The following is a 16,064-nucleotide window of genomic DNA, read 5'->3' as shown; positions in this document are numbered from 1 at the left end:
GGGCGGCTACTGCTCGTGGCCGAGGCCGGCCGACAGCCGCTGGACCAGGTCGTAGGCCGCGTCCGGGATCACCGTGCCGGGCGGGAACACGGCCGCGGCTCCCATCTCCAGCAGCGTCGGCACGTCCTGCGGCGGGATCACCCCGCCCACCACGATCATGATGTCCTCGCGGCCCTCCTCGGCGAGCTGCTCCTTCAGCGCCGGGACGAGCGTGAGGTGACCGGCGGCCAGCGAGGACACCCCGACCACGTGCACGTCCGCCTCGACCGCCTGCCGGGCGACCTCCTCCGGCGTCTGGAACAGCGGGCCGACGTCGACGTCGAAACCGAGGTCGGCGAACGCGGTCGCGATCACCTTCTGGCCCCGGTCGTGACCGTCCTGCCCCATCTTGGCGACGAGGATGCGCGGCCGGCGGCCCTCCGCCTCCTCGAACGCGTCCACCAGGGCACGGGTGCGGTCCACGGACGGCGACTGGCCTGCTTCGTTGCGGTACACGCCGGAGATCGTACGGATCTGGCTCGCGTGCCGGCCGTACACCTTCTCCAGTGCGTCCGAGATCTCACCGACGGTCGCCTTGGCGCGGGCCGCGCGCACCGCCAGCTCCAGCAGGTTCTCCGTGCCCTCGGCGGCCCGCGTGAGCGCGTCCAGGGCGTCCCGGCAGGCCTGCTCGTCGCGCTCCGCGCGCAGCCGGCGCAGCTTCTCGATCTGCTGCGCCCGCACCGAGGAGTTGTCGACTTTCAGGACCTCGATCTGCTCGTCGCTGTCCACCCGGTACTTGTTGACGCCGATCACCGGCTGCCGACCGGAGTCGATACGGGCCTGCGTCCGCGCGGCCGCTTCCTCCACGCGCAGCTTCGGGATGCCGGCGTCGATGGCCTGCGCCATGCCGCCCGCCTGCTCGACCTCCTGGATGTGCGCCCACGCCTTGCGCGCCAGGTCGTACGTCAGCCTCTCCACGTAGGCGCTGCCGCCCCACGGGTCGATGACCCGGGTGGTGCCCGACTCCTGCTGGATGAGCAGCTGGGTGTTGCGGGCGATCCGCGCCGAGAAGTCCGTCGGCAGGGCCAGCGCCTCGTCGAGGGCGTTGGTGTGCAGCGACTGGGTGTGGCCCTGGGTCGCCGCCATCGCCTCCACGCACGTCCGCGTGACGTTGTTGAACACGTCCTGCGCGGTCAGCGACCAGCCCGAGGTCTGCGAATGGGTGCGCAGCGACAGCGACTTGGTGTTCTTCGGCTCGAACTGCGCGACCAGCTTGGCCCACAGCAGCCGGGCCGCGCGCAGCTTGGCGACCTCCATGAAGAAGTTCATGCCGATCGCCCAGAAGAACGACAGCCGGGGCGCGAACGCGTCCACGTCCAGGCCCGCTTCACGGCCCGCGCGGATGTACTCGACGCCGTCCGCGAGCGTGTACGCCAGCTCCAGGTCGGCCGTCGCACCGGCCTCCTGGATGTGGTAGCCGGAGATGGAGATGGAGTTGTAGCGGGGCATCCGCCGCGAGGTGTACGCGAAGATGTCGGAGATGATCCGCATCGACGGCTTCGGCGGATAGATGTAGGTGTTGCGGACCATGAACTCCTTCAGAATGTCGTTCTGAATGGTTCCGGCCAGCTTCTCGGGCGGTACGCCCTGCTCCTCCGCCGCCACGATGTACAGCGCGAGGATCGGCAGCACGGCGCCGTTCATCGTCATCGACACGGTCATCCGGTCCAGCGGAATCCCGTCGAACAGCTGCCGCATGTCGAGGATCGAGTCGATGGCCACGCCCGCCATGCCGACGTCACCGGTCACCCGGGGGTGGTCGCTGTCGTAGCCCCGGTGCGTGGGCAGGTCGAAGGCGACCGACAGGCCCTTCTGGCCGGCCGCGAGGTTGCGCCGGTAGAACGCGTTGGACTCCTCGGCGGTGGAGAAGCCCGCGTACTGGCGGATCGTCCAGGGCTGGTTGACGTACATCGTCGGGTACGGGCCGCGCAGGTACGGCGCCATGCCCGGATACGTGCCGAGGAAGTCCAGGCCCTCCAGGTCACGGCCGGTGTAGAGCGGCTTGACCCCGATGCCCTCCGGGGTCTCCCACAGCGGCTCCTCGCTCCCGGTCGCCTTCGCCACGGCCGTACGCCACTCGTCGGCGCCGCCGTCCGCGACGGGGGTCCCCAGCTCGATGCCGGAGAAGTCGGGGATTCCCATCAGGACACTCCCATGCGGTCGAGGGTCGCGGACAGCACGGCCACGGCGTCGCAGCCCGCGAAGACGTGACTGTCGACACCCGGGTGGTCGGCGGGGCGGCCGGCGAGGACCACGTGCCGGGCGCCGGCCGCGCGCAGCGACTCGGCGGCCTTCCCGGCCTGCTCGGCGTAGACCGCGTCGCTGGAGCACAGCACCGCCTCGGTGGCCCCGCTGTCCTCGAACCGCCCCTCGGTGACCGGCTCGACGCCGCCCGCCTGGAACAGGTTCGCCGCGAACGTGGCACGCGCGGTGTGGTCGGCGGCCGTACCGAGCGCGGCCAGGAAGATCCGGGGCCGGGCGCCGGTCGCCGCGAGGTGGGCGTCCGAGCGGGCGCGCAGCTCCTCGAACGCCTCGTCGCGGCGCACCCGGGGCAGCCCGCCCGACGGCGGCTCGGGCGCCGCCTCCCGCTCCACCGGCTTCTCCGCCAGCAGCGGGAACTCGCTGACCCCGGTGATGGGTTCGCGGCGCTTGGCGAGCCGCTTGGAGCGCTCCGCCCACGTCGTCGCGAGGTCCGTGCGCAGCCGGCCGGAGCGCAGGACCGCGGCCTGCCCGCCGTCCCGCTCGATCGTCCGGAAGAACCGCCAGGCGGCCTCGGCGAGTTCGTCGGTCAGACTCTCCACGTACCAGGAGCCGCCCGCCGGGTCGATCACCCGGGCCAGGTGGGACTCCTCGACGAGGATCGTGGACGTGTTGCGGGCGATCCGGCGCGCGAACGCGTCCGGCAGGCCGAGCGCGTGGTCGAACGGCAGCACGGTCACCGCGTCGGCGCCGCCGACCCCGGCGGCCAGCGTCGCCACCGTCGTGCGCAGCATGTTCACCCACGGGTCGCGGCGGCTCATCATCACCGGCGAGGTCACCGCGTGCTGCACCTGGGCGCCCGCCTCCGGCGCACCGCACACCTCGGCGACCCGCGCCCACAGCCGGCGCGCGGCGCGCAGCTTGGTGATGGTCAGGAACTCGTCGGCGGTGGCCGCGTACCGGAACTCCAGCTGCGCGCAGGCCGCCTCGACGCTCAGGCCCGCCTCGGTCAGCTCCCGCAGATAGGCCACACCGGTGGCGAGGGAGGCGCCCAGCTCCTGCGCGGCCGAGCCGCCCGCCTCGTGGTACGGCAGCGCGTCCACGGTCAGCGCCCGCAGGCCCGGCCACGCCTCGGCGCAGCGGGCGGCCAGTACGGCGTACGGCGCGAAGTCCAGGGCGGTGCCGGTGCGGGCCTCGTACCCGAGCGGGTCGCCGCCCAGGTTGCCGCGGGCCGCCTCGGCGCCGACGCCCCGCTCCTCGTACAGCCCGAGCAGCGCCTCGGCGGCGGCCGCGGTGTCGCGGCCGGCGTCGAGGACGACCGGCGCCAGGTCGAGGTAGACGCCCTCCAGGGCCCGGCCCAGCGAGGACACCGGGAGGCCACCCTCGCCGAGCACCAGCCACAGCGAGGTGACGCCGTTCTCCAGGTCGGCCAGCACCCCGCCGGCCGCGTCGCCGGTGAGCGCCGCGTGCCGCTGCCGTACGTCCCAGCCGCCCGCGGTGTTGCCCTCGGGGCGGGAGCCGCGGACGAACGGCGCGAAGCCGGGCAGACCGGGGTCGGGCGCGTCGTCGCGCGCGGTGTAGAGGGGGCTGGTGCGCAGCCCGTCCTCCAGCGTCGTGGACAGGGCGTCCTCAGCTGCCGTCCCCGAGACTTCCTTGCCCGACTTGCGCAGCACACCCTCGACCAGGCGGTGCCACTGCTCGTGTGTCGCGTCAGGGAACTCGGCGGCCAGTGAGAGCCCGTCGTCAGGCAGGACCGTCATGGCTCGGATGCTAGGCCAGTGGGCTTTAGTGACAGCAGGACGAGGGCTGTGACGTTTCCCTCTTTACGGCTGTGAGCTGCGCCTCTCGCGCTTCGGAGGCACCTTGCGCAAGCCCCGCGAATGCCCCTCAGCCGGTCAGTTCGGACCGCTCCACGTCCTCGGTGGACAGGGTCTGCGGGGACGCCGTGAACGCGCGCAGGCGCAGCCGGGTCCGCTGCCCGGGCAGGACGAACCGTCCGGCGGGCGCCCGGAGTTCGACGGTGGCCGTGCTGTGCGCGGGCAGGGTGGCCGGGCCGCGCACCCGCGTCCAGTACCGGCGGGTGCCCTGGCCGGTGGTGAGCATGTAGTGCGGGGTCAGCGGATCGCCGCCCGTGTTGGTCACCTTCAGCGTCAGCGCGGACAGGGCGTCCGGCGAGGACCGCCGTACCGCCGTGATCGCCATCCGCAGCGGTGGTCCGCCGGTCACGGCCAGGACCGCGCTCGCCAGCGCCGGGGCCACCAGCAGGCCCGCCGCGGCGCACAGCGCGGGCCGTCGGCGCGGGCCCCGCAGGAGGCGGGGCCGCGGCTGCCAGGCCCGCGCGAACTCCGGGAGCGGCGCGGTCACGGCCGACGCCAGCCACAGCGGCGTCATCATCAGGTAGTAGCCGTCCTGGGAGCGGGTCGCCACGTAGAAGGCGCACCACGGCAGCACGGTCGCCGCCGGGCCCAGCCGCCGGACGAACAGCGTGAACAGGGCCAGCAGCCCCGCCGCGAGGAGCATGCTCGCGTGGCCGTACCAGTCCAGCCGGTCGCTGCCGTGCGTGAAGTACAGGGAGACGTCGACCAGGCCCTGGCCGTGCAGCACCGCGCCCTGCGTCAGGGGCAGCACGATCCCGCCGAGCCAGGCCCCGGTCTCGTGCACGATGAAATAGGTGTTCAGCAGCAGCCACGCGGTGACGGCGACGCCCAGGACGCGCAGCACCACCAGCCCGGCCTGCCGAGCGCCCAGTTCGCCCCGCCGTACCGCGTACACGCCGGCCAGCAGGAACGGTGCCACGAACCACGGCAGTTGCTGTGCGGCGCAGGCCGCGCCCAGACAGGCGGCACGGACGATGCCCGGGGTGCCGAGCCGGCCGCCGGCGCCCAGCCGCGGCCAGCGCACCACCACCGGGATCAGCAGGGCGAGGCCGAGGATCGCCGGATAGCCCTGGCGGCCGTACATGGGCAGGAAGCCGAAGCCGAGGCAGAGCATGGTCGCCGCCGACCGCCAGGGCACGGGCAGCATCCGCCACAGCACGACCGTGCCGGCGAGCAGCGCCAGGGTCGCCGTGGCCGTCGCCGGGACGCCGCCGGGCCCCACCCACAGCAGAGGGGCCGTCAGCAGCGGGGCCAGCGGGGGATAGCCGTACGTGAAGTCGTAGCCGCCGCCGGCCAGCGGGGTGAGGGCGACGTGTTCGTGGTGGAACAGCCAGGGCCAGGCCTGCCCGTACACCGGGTGCCCGGCGACCAGCTCCCGTGCGGCCTGCGCGGTGAGGGCCGCCTCGTCGTTGCCCGCGTGGTTCATCGCCCAGGTGCACGCGGTCAGCACGATCGCGGTCACCAGCACGAGCAGGTCCACCCGGGCCAGGGAACGCGCCCGGCGGACCGTCAGGGCGAGGATCCCGCCGCCGAGGACGGAGAGGTAGCAGAGTGAGATGACACCGGCGACGACCAGCCGGTGCGAGGCCGCCTGGGTCCACACCGAGCGGGTGCCGATGAAGAGGCTGACGTCGGCGAGGAGGGTCAGGACGCGGTGCCACTGCGCGGGCCCCGCCGGTGCCTCCGTGGTCGGCCCGGGTGCGGCGGACACCGCCGACCGCGTCCGCCGACCGGGTGCCACCAGCTGTTTCTCTGCCATGTGCACAAGCACAGGACCCTAGTGCGGGCCGGTGAACGGCACGCTGACCGCCATGAAAAGTTGGGTGTGAGACAGGTAAGAAGCAGACCAATGCGCACAAGTGACCCCGGCGGCGCTGTCGCGCTGCGTGTCGCAGTTCGGCCGAACGGGTGACTTGGCGTAAGAATTGGCCGGGTGCAGGCATGGAACGCGAGTCAGGTCGGGGGGAGCCGGTGAGCCGTTACGACGTCACCGATGAACAGTGGGAGGGGCTCGCCCAGGTGGTGCCGCTGCGGGGCCGGGACGCATGGCCGTCCGCGGTCGGGCACCGCTCGCTGCCGGACGCCGAGACCGAGACGCGCCGCCGGTTCGTGGTCCTGCGGGTCAACGTCTTCGCCGACGCCCGCGAGGTCGCCGAGACCCTCATGGCGGGCGCGCCGGTCCTGCTCGACCTCACCGGAGCGGAGACCGAGGTCGCCAAGCGTGTCCTCGACTTCAGCACGGGTGTGGTCTTCGGCCTGGCCAGCGGAATGCACCGGGTCGACCGGAACGTGTTCCTCCTCACCCCGCCGGGCACGGAGGTCGGCGGACTCATGGAGGGGGCCGGGGTCTCGGAGGGCTGAGGGGGCGTCTCTTCGGGGGAGAGTTCCGGTTGAGGGAGTTCGAGTTCGGACCGTGTCACTCCGGCTCGTCCCCCGATCGTAGGAAGGTGCCGGAGGCAAAACGGTTCGTCGTGGGCGCGGAGTCCTACGGTCCGGGACATGGCCGTGCCCTCCGCGCTCCCGTCCCCCGCCGACTCCACAACGCCCCAAGGACTGTCGTCCCGCGCCCCGGTCGACTCCGCAGCGCCTCATCAAGGACCGCTGTCCCGCGCCTCCGTCGACTCCGCAGCGCCTCAAGACCTGTCGCCGCGCGCCCCGGTCGACTCCGCAGCGCCTCATCAAGGACCGCTGTCCCGCGCCTCCGTCGACTCCGCAGCGCCTCAAGACCTGTCGCCGCGCGCCCCGGTCGACTCCGCAGCGCCTCATCAAGGACCGTTGTCCCGCGCCTCCGTCGACTCCGCAGCGCCTCAAGACCTGTCGCCGCGCGCCCCGGTCGACTCCGCAGCGCCCCAAGGACCGTTGTCCCGCGCCTCCGTCGACTCCGCAGCGCCTCAAGACCTGTCGCCGCGCGCCCCGGTCGACTCCGCAGCGCCTCAAGGACCGCTGTCCCGCACCCCCGTCGACGTACGGCCCCGGCTCACCGAGCTGCGGTTGTCCGCCTTCGCCGGGCACCGGCGGACCGGACTGCCACTGGGGCCCGTGACGTTGATCGCCGGGCTGAGCGGGTCGGGCAAGTCGAGCGCGCTCGCGGCGTACGAGGCGCTGGCCCGGCTCGGCGGCGGGACCCCGCTCGGCGAGGTGTTCCCGGATCCGCTCGCGTGCGTGCCGGAGCGGGCCCGGCCCGATAGCGAGGGGCGGCGCGGATTCCGGATCGGCTGTACGGCCGACGGTGCCGAGGGGCCGGTCCGTCTCGATGTCGCCGTACAGGCCGAACCCCGTCTGCGGATCGTGGGCGAGCGGTTGACGGCCGACGGCGTCGTCCTGCTGGAGACCGCCCTGCGCGACCCCGGACGCCGGACCGTGCAGGCCGCCTGGCACACCGCCGGCTCCGCGCCGGTGACCCGCGCCCCGCTGCCCGACGACCGCCTCGGCACCGCCCTGCTGCCGCTGCGCGTCGCCGGCAAGACCGACGGGCAGCGGCGTGTCCTCGCCGCCGCCGAGCAGATGGTCGTCGCCCTGCGCTCGGTCTTCCCCTGCGACCCGCGCCCCGAGTGCATGCGCCGCCCCGTCCCCACCGGCTCCGGGCGCCTGCTGACCGGCTGCGACAACCTCGCCGACGTCCTGTGGCGCACCCGCGCGGAATGCGGACGGCGCCACGCCCTGCTGGTGGAGGCGGTGCGGGCGGGCTGCGCGGGGCGGGTGACCGACCTGGTCGCCGAGCCGCTGCCCGACGGCACGGTCCGCGCGCTGCTCGACCGGGGCGACGGCTTCCGTACCGGGATCGGGCTGCTGGGCGACGGCGAACTCCGGTACCTGGCGCTGGCGTTGGTGCTGCTGACCGGACCCGGTGTGCTGGCCGTGGACACGCCCGGCGAGGTGCCCGACGCGCTGCGCTCCCTCACCCTCCTCACGGACAACTTCGACCGAGCCCTCGATCCCGGCCAGCGGCGCGCGCTGCTGAACGTCGCGGTCCGGATGGCCGCGCGGGGGCACATCCGCTGCGTGGGCGCGGTGAGCGACGCCACCTGGGCGGCGGGGGAGGAGGGAGTCACGGTGGTACACCTGGGTCCGTGACCGAACATCCCGACCTGCCCGAACTCCAGCGCCGGCTCGCCCGGTTCGCCGCCGCGCGGAACTGGCAGCCGTACCACACCCCCAAGAACCTGGTCGCCGCGCTCAGTGTGGAGGCCTCCGAACTGGTCGAGATCTTCCAGTGGCTGACGCCCGAGGAATCCGCCCGGGTGATGGACGACCCGGACACGGCGCACCGGGTCCGGGACGAGGTCGCCGACGTCCTCGCCTACCTCCTCCAGCTCTGCGAGGTGCTCGGCGTCGATCCGCTGGCCGTGCTGAGCGCCAAGATCGACCGCAACGAGCGGCGGTTCCCCACCGCGGAATCCTGACCTCCGCTATCACTCTCCGGAGTTGACTTCCTTCCCGCATCCGAATTGTTGTCCACAGATTTCCCCCTACCTCTGGCCTTTCGCCCCACTGGCCTTCACTCTGGGTAGTGGAGCAGTGGAGTTCAGTGACCGCGCGGGGAAGCGCGGCGGGCGGACGGGGGCACGCATGGACGCGGTACGGCTCATCGCGGCGAGCAGGAGCGCCCTGGCCCAGGGCGCCGACGGCACGGAGACCATGACGGAGGTGTGGCAGGCCCAGGCCCTGACCCAGGCGATCGGCAGCCGCCTCGCCGTGTCCGGCCCGCCGGAACTGCGCGGCGAAGCTCTGGGCCTGACCGAACTGGCGGGCCGCGGCTGCGGAGTCCTCGACCCCCCGCGCCTCGACCCCGGCGACCTGCGCGCCGCCCGCCTGACCGAACTGGCCGACCCCCGCCACACCCTCCTCGCCCTCGGCAGCCTGCTCGCCGAGGTCGGCATAGCCCTGGTCGGCCTCGCCAGCGCCGCGGCGGACGAGGCGACGTACTGGCAGTGCATGGAGGCCATCGACGCGGCCGACGAATCCCGCGACCGCGTCCTGGAGATGCTGCGCAAACTGGAAGCCAGAGAAAACCGCCTACCGGAACCGGAACCCGAGGCAGGCTGACCGGGTCCGAGACCGGAGTGGGACCGGCGGCTGCTGTCCGGGTCCCGCGACCGGACGGCCGCCGTCATGGACGCCCTCCTCTCCCTGTCGGACGAGGAGGACCAGCACCTGCGGCTGGAGGCCGCCTACGCCCTCGCCGTCCGCGACGACCCGCGCACCGACGCGGCCTACGAACGCGTGGGTCCGCTCGGTCCCGCCTTCGAGCTCGACCACCGTGTGACCGCTCACTGGCACTATGAAGTCCGGAACCGGCCCGCGGAATCGCCTCTCCGCGACGGCAGCGCGGATTCCTAGTCGCCCGCCGAGCCGCTCAGGCGCCCCCGGGACTCCGCTTCCTGATGGAGGTCGGAGAGGTCCGCGTTCAGCGCCGCCATCAGTTCCTCCATCTGCTCCAGCAGCCCCTTCGGGCGGCTGGAGGGGGCGTCCGCTCGGGGGACTGGCTCTTCGGACATGACGGCCTCCTCGGCCCCGGGCCCGGGAGGGCCGGCACGGTGGCGCGCGGCGGGGTCGACCGTCCGGCGCGGGTGCCGGACGGCCCGGCTCCGACGGGCCAAACGATCACCGCCGGGCCCGGTCACTGGCCCGCACCGCCCGCCGCGCCCGGAGCGGGCGAAGTTCACCCGACCGTGAACGGCCGTGGCGGGCCGGACCGACGCGGTTGACGGGGGCGACGCCGTGCAGGATGGATGTATGGACCTTCGAATCTTCACCGAGCCCCAGCAGGGGGCCACCTACGACACCTTGCTCACCGTGGCGAAGGCCACCGAGGACCTGGGCTTCGACGCGTTCTTCCGCTCCGACCACTATCTGCGCATGGGCGGCTCGGACGGCCTGCCCGGCCCCACAGACGCCTGGATCACCCTGGCCGGCCTGGCCCGCGAGACCAAGCGGATCCGTCTCGGCACGCTGATGACGGCCGGCACCTTCCGGCTGCCCGGCGTGCTCGCCATCCAGGTCGCGCAGGTCGACCAGATGTCCGGCGGCCGGGTCGAACTGGGCCTCGGCGCCGGCTGGTTCGAGGAGGAGCACACGGCGTACGGCATCCCGTTCCCCAAGGAGAAGTTCGCCCGGCTGGAGGAGCAGCTGGCCATCGTCACCGGACTGTGGAGCACCCCGCTCGGCAAGACGTTCGACTTCCACGGCACGTACTACGACCTCACCGACTCGCCCGCGCTGCCCAAGCCGGCCCAGCGGAGGGTCCCCGTGCTCATCGGCGGCCACGGAGCGACCCGCACCCCGCGTCTCGCGGCCCGCTACGCCGACGAGTTCAACATCCCCTTCGCCGGCGTCGAGGACTCGGCACGGCAGTTCGGCCGGGTCCGGGCCGCCGCCGAGGAAGCCGGCCGCCCGGCGGACGAGCTGACCTACTCCAACGCCCTGGTGGCCTGCGTCGGCAGGGACGACCGCGAGGTCGCCCGGCGGGCCGCCGCCATCGGCCGCGAGGTGGACGAACTGAAGGCCAACGGCCTGGCGGGCTCCCCGGCCGAGGTGGTCGACAAGCTCGGCCGCTACGCCGCGATCGGCTCCCGCCGCGTCTACCTCCAGATGCTCGACCTATCCGACCTCGACCACCTGGACCTGATCTCCTCCCAGGTCCAGTCGCAGCTGTCGTAGCGCGGTCCGGGGCGGGGGCCCATCGGCCCCGCCCCGGGCGAGGGGCCGACGGGACCCGGGCGAGGGGACCGGCCGGGCCGGGAATGTGATCCAACTGTGAACCCGCTGTGCCGGAATTGTGGGTTCCGTCACAGCGTGCGTGATCCACGACTGGTCGGATGGCCGGGTGCGCAAAATCCTGCCCCTCACCCTCACCGGCCTGCTGGCCCTGTCCGCATGCCAGTTCACCTCGGACGGTGACGACGCCGGCACCGGTGTCCACGCCCTCAACGACATGAAGGCACTGCCGCTGCACGCCTACCTGCCCGACCCCGCGTCGACCGGCGGCCAGGACGTCGGCAAGGCGCAGTGGATCCTCGCCAGGCAGTGCATGATCCGGCTCGGCTTCAGCGGCTTCCGGGCGTTCGACGTCAAGTCCGTCGAGTCGACCTACCCCGTCCGCCAGGGCAGCCTGGTCAACGAGGACGGGCTCGGTGACGACAGCCCCTACGGCGTCGACGATCCCGCCGTAGCCGCCGAGCACGGCTACCACAACGGCGGCGTGAACACCGGCGCCGAGCCCCGGGAGTGGCCCGCCGACCAGTACACCGCCCTCACCGGCAGCTTCGAGTCCGGCGAGAGCCACCGCACGCACGGCAGGCCCATACCCGAGGGCGGCTGCCTGGGCTCCGCCACCCGGAAGATCTACGGCTCCGAGCCCCGGCCGATGAACGTGGGCGGGATCAAGCTCTCCGGCTACTACTCGCTCGCCACCGAGCTCTGGTACCAGGCGCACAAGGAGGCCGGAAAGGATCCCGCCTGGAAGAAGGCCGACCGGGCCTGGTCGCGCTGCATGAAGGACAAGGGCTTCCACTACCCCGACCCGGACAAGGCGTCCGTCGACTACCACTGGTTCACCACGCACCAGGCCTCCGACAAGGAGAAGAAGACCGCCGTCGCCGACGCCCGCTGCAAACTCGGCACCGACTACATCCAGACCGCCCACCGCGTCGAGGTCCGCACACAGAACGCGGCCATCGCCCGGCACAAGAAAGCGCTGGAGGACGGCCGAGCCGCGGACCAGCAGGCGATCGGAAACGCCCGCAGGATCATCGCCGAACAGTCCTGAGCCCGGCCGCCCCGGGCAGGCGCAGCGGAAAACAGGGTGGTCGGCGGGGTGTCCGCCAGGGAAGAATCGGCCGCATGTTCGTGACCATCTCCACCACAGGCACGGCGGTGAACCCGGCCACCGACCTGGGGTACCTGCTGCACAAGCACCCCGACAAGGTGCAGACCTTCTCCACCTCGCACGGCCCCGCGCACGTCTTCTACCCCGAGGCGGGGCCCGAGCGGTGCACGGCCGCGCTGCTGCTGGAGGTCGATACGGTGGCGCTGGTCCGGCGGGGCAAGGGCAAGGGCCGCGGCGGGGCACCCGACGCGGCGCTCGCCCAGTACGTCAACGACCGGCCCTACGCCGCCTCCTCGCTGCTGGCCGTCGCGGTGAGCAACGTCTTCTCCAGCGCGATGCGGGGCGTCTGCAAGGCCCGCCCCGAGCTGGCCGCGGCCCCGCTGCCGCTGCGCGTCGAGGTGCCCGTGCTGCCCGCCCGCGGCGGCGCAGCCCTCGTACGCCGGCTGTTCGAGCCGCTCGGCTGGACGGTGGACGTCACACCCGTCCCGCTGGACACCGCGTTCCCGGAGTGGGGCGACTCGCGCTACGTCCGGCTGGTCCTGGAAGCCGGCACGCTGACCCTCGCCGAGGCCCTGCGCCACCTGTACGTGCTGCTGCCCGTCCTCGACGACGCCAAGCACTACTGGGTCTCCGCCGACGAGGTCGACAAGCTGCTGCGCGCCGGCGAGGGCTGGCTGCCCGGCCACCCGGAGCAGAAGCTGATCACCAGCCGGTACCTGTCCCGCCGCTGGTCGCTGACCCGGCAGGCCATGGAGCGCCTCGAACTGGTGCGGCTCGCCGAGGCCGACGACAGCGAGGTCGAGTCCATCGACAACGCCGTCGAGGAGGACACCGAGGCCGAGGAGAGGCCCACCCCGCTCGCCGTACAGCGCAGGGAGGCCATCCTCGACGCCCTCCGCGAGTCCAGCGCCGCCCGCGTCCTGGACCTCGGCTGCGGCCAGGGCCAGCTGGTGCAGGCGCTGCTCAAGGACGTGCGGTACACCGAGATCGTCGGCGTGGACGTCTCCGTGCGCGCCCTCACCATCGCCTCCCGCCGGCTGAAGCTGGACCGCATGGGGGAGCGGCAGGCGTCCCGCGTCACCCTCTTCCAGGGCTCGCTCGCCTACACCGACAAGCGCCTGAAGGGCTACGACGCCGCCGTGCTCAGCGAGGTGATCGAGCACCTCGACCTGCCCCGGCTGCCCGCCCTGGAGTACGCCGTCTTCGGCGCCGCGCGTCCGCGCACGGTCGTCGTGACCACCCCGAACGTCGAGTACAACGTCCGCTGGGAGACCCTCCCCGCCGGGCATGTCCGGCACGGCGACCACCGCTTCGAGTGGACCCGCGAGGAGTTCCGCACCTGGGCCGCGACCGTGGCCGGACGGCACGGCTACGGCGTCGCGTTCCGGCCCGTGGGCCCCGACGACCCCGAGGTCGGGCCGCCCACCCAGATGGCCGTGTTCACCCTGGAGACCGAACAGCACGAGAAGGAGAAGGAGGCGAAGGCAGCATGACCGAGGCACGCGAGACCACCAGGACGACCACCGAGACGACCATCGGGACCGAGGGGGCCACCCAGGCGGCGGCGGCCGGCCGGGTGCTGCCCGTCACCGACCTCTCCCTCGTCGTCCTCGTCGGCGCCTCCGGCTCCGGCAAGTCCACGTTCGCCCGACGGCACTTCAAGCCCACCGAGGTGATCTCTTCCGATTTCTGCCGCGGCCTCGTCTCCGACGACGAGAACGACCAGAGCGCCACCCGGGACGCCTTCGACGTCCTGCACTACATCGCCGGCAAGCGGCTCGCCGCCGGCCGCCGCACCGTCGTCGACGCCACCAGCGTGCAGCAGGACAGCCGCCGCCGGCTCATCGAGCTGGCACGCGAGCACGACGTGCTGCCCATCGCCATCGTGCTCGACGTGCCCGAGGAGGTGTGCGCCGAACGCAACGCGGCCCGCACCGACCGCGCCGACATGCCCCGCCGGGTCATCCAGCGTCACACCCGCGAACTCCGCCGCTCGCTACGGCACCTGGAGCGCGAGGGCTTCCGCAAGGTGCACGTCCTGCGCGGCGTCGAGGAGGTCGAGCGGGCCACCCTCGTCACCGAGAAGCGGTTCAACGACCTGACCCACCTCACCGGCCCCTTCGACATCATCGGCGACATCCACGGCTGCGCCGCCGAACTGGAGGCCCTGCTCGCCAAGCTGGGCTATGTGGACGGCGTTCACCCCGAGGGCCGTACCGCCGTGTTCGTCGGCGACCTCGTCGACCGCGGCCCGGACACCCCCGGCGTGCTGCGCCGGGTGATGGCCATGGTGAAGGCCGGGACCGCGCTGTGCGTGCCCGGCAACCACGAGAACAAGTACGGCCGCTACCTCAAGGGCCGAGGCGTCCAGCACACCCACGGGCTCGCCGAGACCATCGCCCAGATGGAGGGCGAGACCGAGGAGTTCAAGACCGAGGTCCGCCGCTTCCTGGAGGGCCTGGTCAGCCACTACGTGCTCGACGGCGGCAGACTGGTCGTCTGCCACGCAGGCCTGCCCGAGAAGTACCACGGCCGCACCTCCGGCCGCGTCCGCAGCCACGCCCTGTACGGCGAGACCACCGGCGAGACCGACGAGTTCGGCCTCCCCGTGCGCTACCCGTGGGCCGAGGACTACCGGGGCCGCGCGGCCGTCGTCTACGGCCACACCCCGGTGCCGGAGGCCACCTGGCTGAACAACACCATCTGCCTGGACACCGGTGCCGTCTTCGGCGGCAAGCTGACCGCGCTGCGCTGGCCGGAGCGCGAACTGGTCGACGTACCGGCCGAGAAGGTCTGGTACGAGCCGGCCCGGCCGCTGCGCACCGAGGCGCCCGGCGGCCACGACGGACGGCCGCTGGACCTGGCCGACGTGTACGGCCGCCGGGCCGTGGAGACCCGGCACGCCGGCCGCGTCGCGGTCCGCGAGGAGAACGCGGCGGCGGCCCTGGAGGTCATGAGCCGCTTCGCCACCGACCCGCGCCTGCTGCCCTACCTGCCGCCGACCATGGCGCCCACGGCTACCTCGCACATCGAGGGCTACTTGGAGCACCCGGTGGAGGCGTTCGCGCAGTACGCCGGGGACGGCGTCGAGCGGGTCGTGTGCGAGGAGAAGCACATGGGCTCGCGCGCGGTGGCCCTGGTGTGCCGGGACACGGAGGCCGCGGGCGGGCGGTTCGGCGTCGAGGCGGGCCCCACCGGCTCCCTCTACACCCGTACCGGGCGGCCGTTCTTCGACGACGCGCGGGTCACCGAGGAGATCCTCGGCCGGCTGCGCGCGGCGATCGGCGAGGCCGGACTGTGGGACGAACTGGGCACCGACTGGCTGCTGCTGGACGCCGAGCTGATGCCGTGGTCGCTGAAGGCGTCCGGTCTGCTCCGCAGCCAGTACGCGGCCGTGGGCGCCGCCTCCGGCGCGGTGTTCCCGGACGCGCTCACCGCCCTGGAGGGCGCCACCGCACGGGGTGTCGACGTGGCCGCGCTGCTGACCCGGCAGCGGGAACGCGCCGCCGACGCCGCCGCGTTCACCGACGCCTACCGCCGCTACTGCTGGACCACCGACGGCCTCGACGGAGTCCGGCTGGCCCCCTTCCAGATCCTGGCCGCCCAGGGCCGCAGCCTCGCCGGCCTCCCGCACGACGAGCAACTGGCCCTGATCGACCGGCTGGTGGAGCACGACGGCACCGGCCTGCTGCAGACCACCCGCCGCCTGTACGTCGACACCGGCGACCCGGAGTCCGTCCGGGCGGGCGTCGACTGGTGGCTGGAGATGACCGGTCGCGGCGGCGAGGGCATGGTCGTCAAGCCGGTCGGCGCGCTGGTCCGCAGCCCGCAGGGGCGGCTCGTGCAGCCCGGCATCAAGTGCCGGGGCCGCGAGTACCTCCGCATCATCTACGGCCCGGAGTACACGCGCCCCGACAACCTCGCCCGGCTGCGGCAGCGGTTCCTGAACCACAAGCGGTCGCTGGCGATCCGTGAGTACGCGCTCGGCCTGGAGGCCCTGGACCGGCTGGCCGACGGCGAGCCGCTGTGGCGGGTGCACGAAGCCGTCTTCGGGGTGCTAGCCCTGGAGTCGGAGCCCGTCGACCCGCGTCTTTAGGCCAGCCCCCGGCCGGCAGGTCGGC

General features: G+C 73.0%; 13 protein-coding genes. 9 read left to right on the top strand and 4 right to left on the bottom strand.

Features of this window, described 5'->3' with window-relative positions; translation table 11 throughout:
- Nucleotides 1-6: 6 nt before the first annotated feature.
- From scpA to DBP14_RS06295, 3 genes are all read right to left on the bottom strand, one after another.
- Nucleotides 7-2,181, bottom strand: coding sequence for a methylmalonyl-CoA mutase (gene scpA / locus DBP14_RS06305; RefSeq protein WP_129306049.1), 2,175 nt, complete (start codon nucleotides 2,179-2,181; stop codon nucleotides 7-9).
- Nucleotides 2,181-3,998: a methylmalonyl-CoA mutase family protein gene (locus DBP14_RS06300; protein ID WP_129306048.1), complete on the bottom strand. Its 1,818-nt coding sequence runs from the start codon at nucleotides 3,996-3,998 to the stop codon at nucleotides 2,181-2,183. Before DBP14_RS06300 ends, scpA begins: the two co-directional genes overlap by 1 nt.
- A gap of 127 nt (nucleotides 3,999-4,125) precedes the next feature.
- Nucleotides 4,126-5,874 carry a hypothetical protein gene (locus DBP14_RS06295; RefSeq protein ID WP_241740824.1) on the bottom strand — a complete coding sequence of 583 codons (1,749 nt, stop codon included), beginning with the start codon at nucleotides 5,872-5,874 and terminating at the stop codon, nucleotides 4,126-4,128.
- Between the two features lie 182 nt (nucleotides 5,875-6,056).
- Here DBP14_RS06295 and DBP14_RS06290 point away from each other — a divergent pair, with 182 nt between their 5' ends.
- The 5 genes from DBP14_RS06290 (at nucleotide 6,057) to DBP14_RS06270 (ending at nucleotide 9,455) form a co-directional block, all read left to right on the top strand.
- The gene (locus DBP14_RS06290) at nucleotides 6,057-6,476 is read left to right on the top strand and encodes a cell division protein SepF (RefSeq protein WP_129306047.1); all 420 of its coding nucleotides are present in this window, start codon (nucleotides 6,057-6,059) and stop codon (nucleotides 6,474-6,476) included.
- A gap of 582 nt (nucleotides 6,477-7,058) precedes the next feature.
- The gene (locus DBP14_RS06285; protein WP_129311712.1) at nucleotides 7,059-8,189 is read left to right on the top strand and encodes an ATP-binding protein; all 1,131 of its coding nucleotides are present in this window, start codon (nucleotides 7,059-7,061) and stop codon (nucleotides 8,187-8,189) included.
- A complete protein-coding gene (locus DBP14_RS06280) occupies nucleotides 8,186-8,518 on the top strand; it encodes a nucleotide pyrophosphohydrolase (protein ID WP_129306046.1) in 333 nt (110 codons plus the stop codon). Before DBP14_RS06285 ends, DBP14_RS06280 begins: the two co-directional genes overlap by 4 nt.
- Before the next feature lie 166 nt (nucleotides 8,519-8,684).
- Entirely contained in the window at nucleotides 8,685-9,161 is a 477-nt protein-coding gene (locus tag DBP14_RS06275) for a DUF6099 family protein (protein ID WP_206739213.1), read from the top strand.
- 66 nt (nucleotides 9,162-9,227) lie between these two features.
- A complete protein-coding gene (locus DBP14_RS06270) occupies nucleotides 9,228-9,455 on the top strand; it encodes a hypothetical protein (RefSeq protein WP_129306045.1) in 228 nt (75 codons plus the stop codon).
- Here DBP14_RS06270 and DBP14_RS35945 read toward each other — a convergent pair.
- Entirely contained in the window at nucleotides 9,452-9,613 is a 162-nt protein-coding gene (locus DBP14_RS35945) for a hypothetical protein (protein WP_164992260.1), read from the bottom strand. The genes DBP14_RS06270 and DBP14_RS35945 overlap by 4 nt on opposite strands.
- A 238-nt stretch (nucleotides 9,614-9,851) precedes the next feature.
- Here DBP14_RS35945 and DBP14_RS06265 point away from each other — a divergent pair, with 238 nt between their 5' ends.
- From DBP14_RS06265 to DBP14_RS06250, 4 genes are all read left to right on the top strand, one after another.
- On the top strand, nucleotides 9,852-10,775 hold the full coding sequence (locus tag DBP14_RS06265) for an LLM class F420-dependent oxidoreductase (protein ID WP_129306044.1): 924 nt from the start codon (nucleotides 9,852-9,854) through the stop codon (nucleotides 10,773-10,775).
- A gap of 166 nt (nucleotides 10,776-10,941) precedes the next feature.
- The gene (locus tag DBP14_RS06260; protein WP_129306043.1) at nucleotides 10,942-11,883 is read left to right on the top strand and encodes a hypothetical protein; all 942 of its coding nucleotides are present in this window, start codon (nucleotides 10,942-10,944) and stop codon (nucleotides 11,881-11,883) included.
- A 74-nt stretch (nucleotides 11,884-11,957) separates the two neighbouring features.
- Entirely contained in the window at nucleotides 11,958-13,436 is a 1,479-nt protein-coding gene (locus DBP14_RS06255; RefSeq protein ID WP_129306042.1) for a 3' terminal RNA ribose 2'-O-methyltransferase Hen1, read from the top strand.
- Entirely contained in the window at nucleotides 13,433-16,039 is a 2,607-nt protein-coding gene (locus tag DBP14_RS06250) for a polynucleotide kinase-phosphatase (RefSeq protein WP_241740823.1), read from the top strand. The genes DBP14_RS06255 and DBP14_RS06250 overlap by 4 nt, the downstream gene beginning before the upstream one ends.
- Nucleotides 16,040-16,064: the final 25 nt, after the last annotated feature.

Source organism: Streptomyces sp. L2, from assembly GCF_004124325.1.
Taxonomy (GTDB): domain Bacteria; phylum Actinomycetota; class Actinomycetes; order Streptomycetales; family Streptomycetaceae; genus Streptomyces.
Note: the sequence above shows the minus strand (reverse complement) of the source record. Positions and strands in the feature narration are given on the sequence as shown.

Coding starts and splice junctions, on each gene's coding strand:
- scpA (WP_129306049.1), bottom strand. CDS start 2,181: ATGGGAATCCCCGACTTCTCCGGCATCGAGCTGGGGACCCCCGTCGCG.
- DBP14_RS06300 (WP_129306048.1), bottom strand. CDS start 3,998: ATGACGGTCCTGCCTGACGACGGGCTCTCACTGGCCGCCGAGTTCCCT.
- DBP14_RS06295 (WP_241740824.1), bottom strand. CDS start 5,874: ATGGCAGAGAAACAGCTGGTGGCACCCGGTCGGCGGACGCGGTCGGCG.
- DBP14_RS06290 (WP_129306047.1), top strand. CDS start 6,057: ATGGAACGCGAGTCAGGTCGGGGGGAGCCGGTGAGCCGTTACGACGTC.
- DBP14_RS06275 (WP_206739213.1), top strand. CDS start 8,685: ATGGACGCGGTACGGCTCATCGCGGCGAGCAGGAGCGCCCTGGCCCAG.
- DBP14_RS06270 (WP_129306045.1), top strand. CDS start 9,228: ATGGACGCCCTCCTCTCCCTGTCGGACGAGGAGGACCAGCACCTGCGG.
- DBP14_RS35945 (WP_164992260.1), bottom strand. CDS start 9,613: ATGTCCGAAGAGCCAGTCCCCCGAGCGGACGCCCCCTCCAGCCGCCCG.
- DBP14_RS06265 (WP_129306044.1), top strand. CDS start 9,852: ATGGACCTTCGAATCTTCACCGAGCCCCAGCAGGGGGCCACCTACGAC.
- DBP14_RS06255 (WP_129306042.1), top strand. CDS start 11,958: ATGTTCGTGACCATCTCCACCACAGGCACGGCGGTGAACCCGGCCACC.
- DBP14_RS06250 (WP_241740823.1), top strand. CDS start 13,433: ATGACCGAGGCACGCGAGACCACCAGGACGACCACCGAGACGACCATC.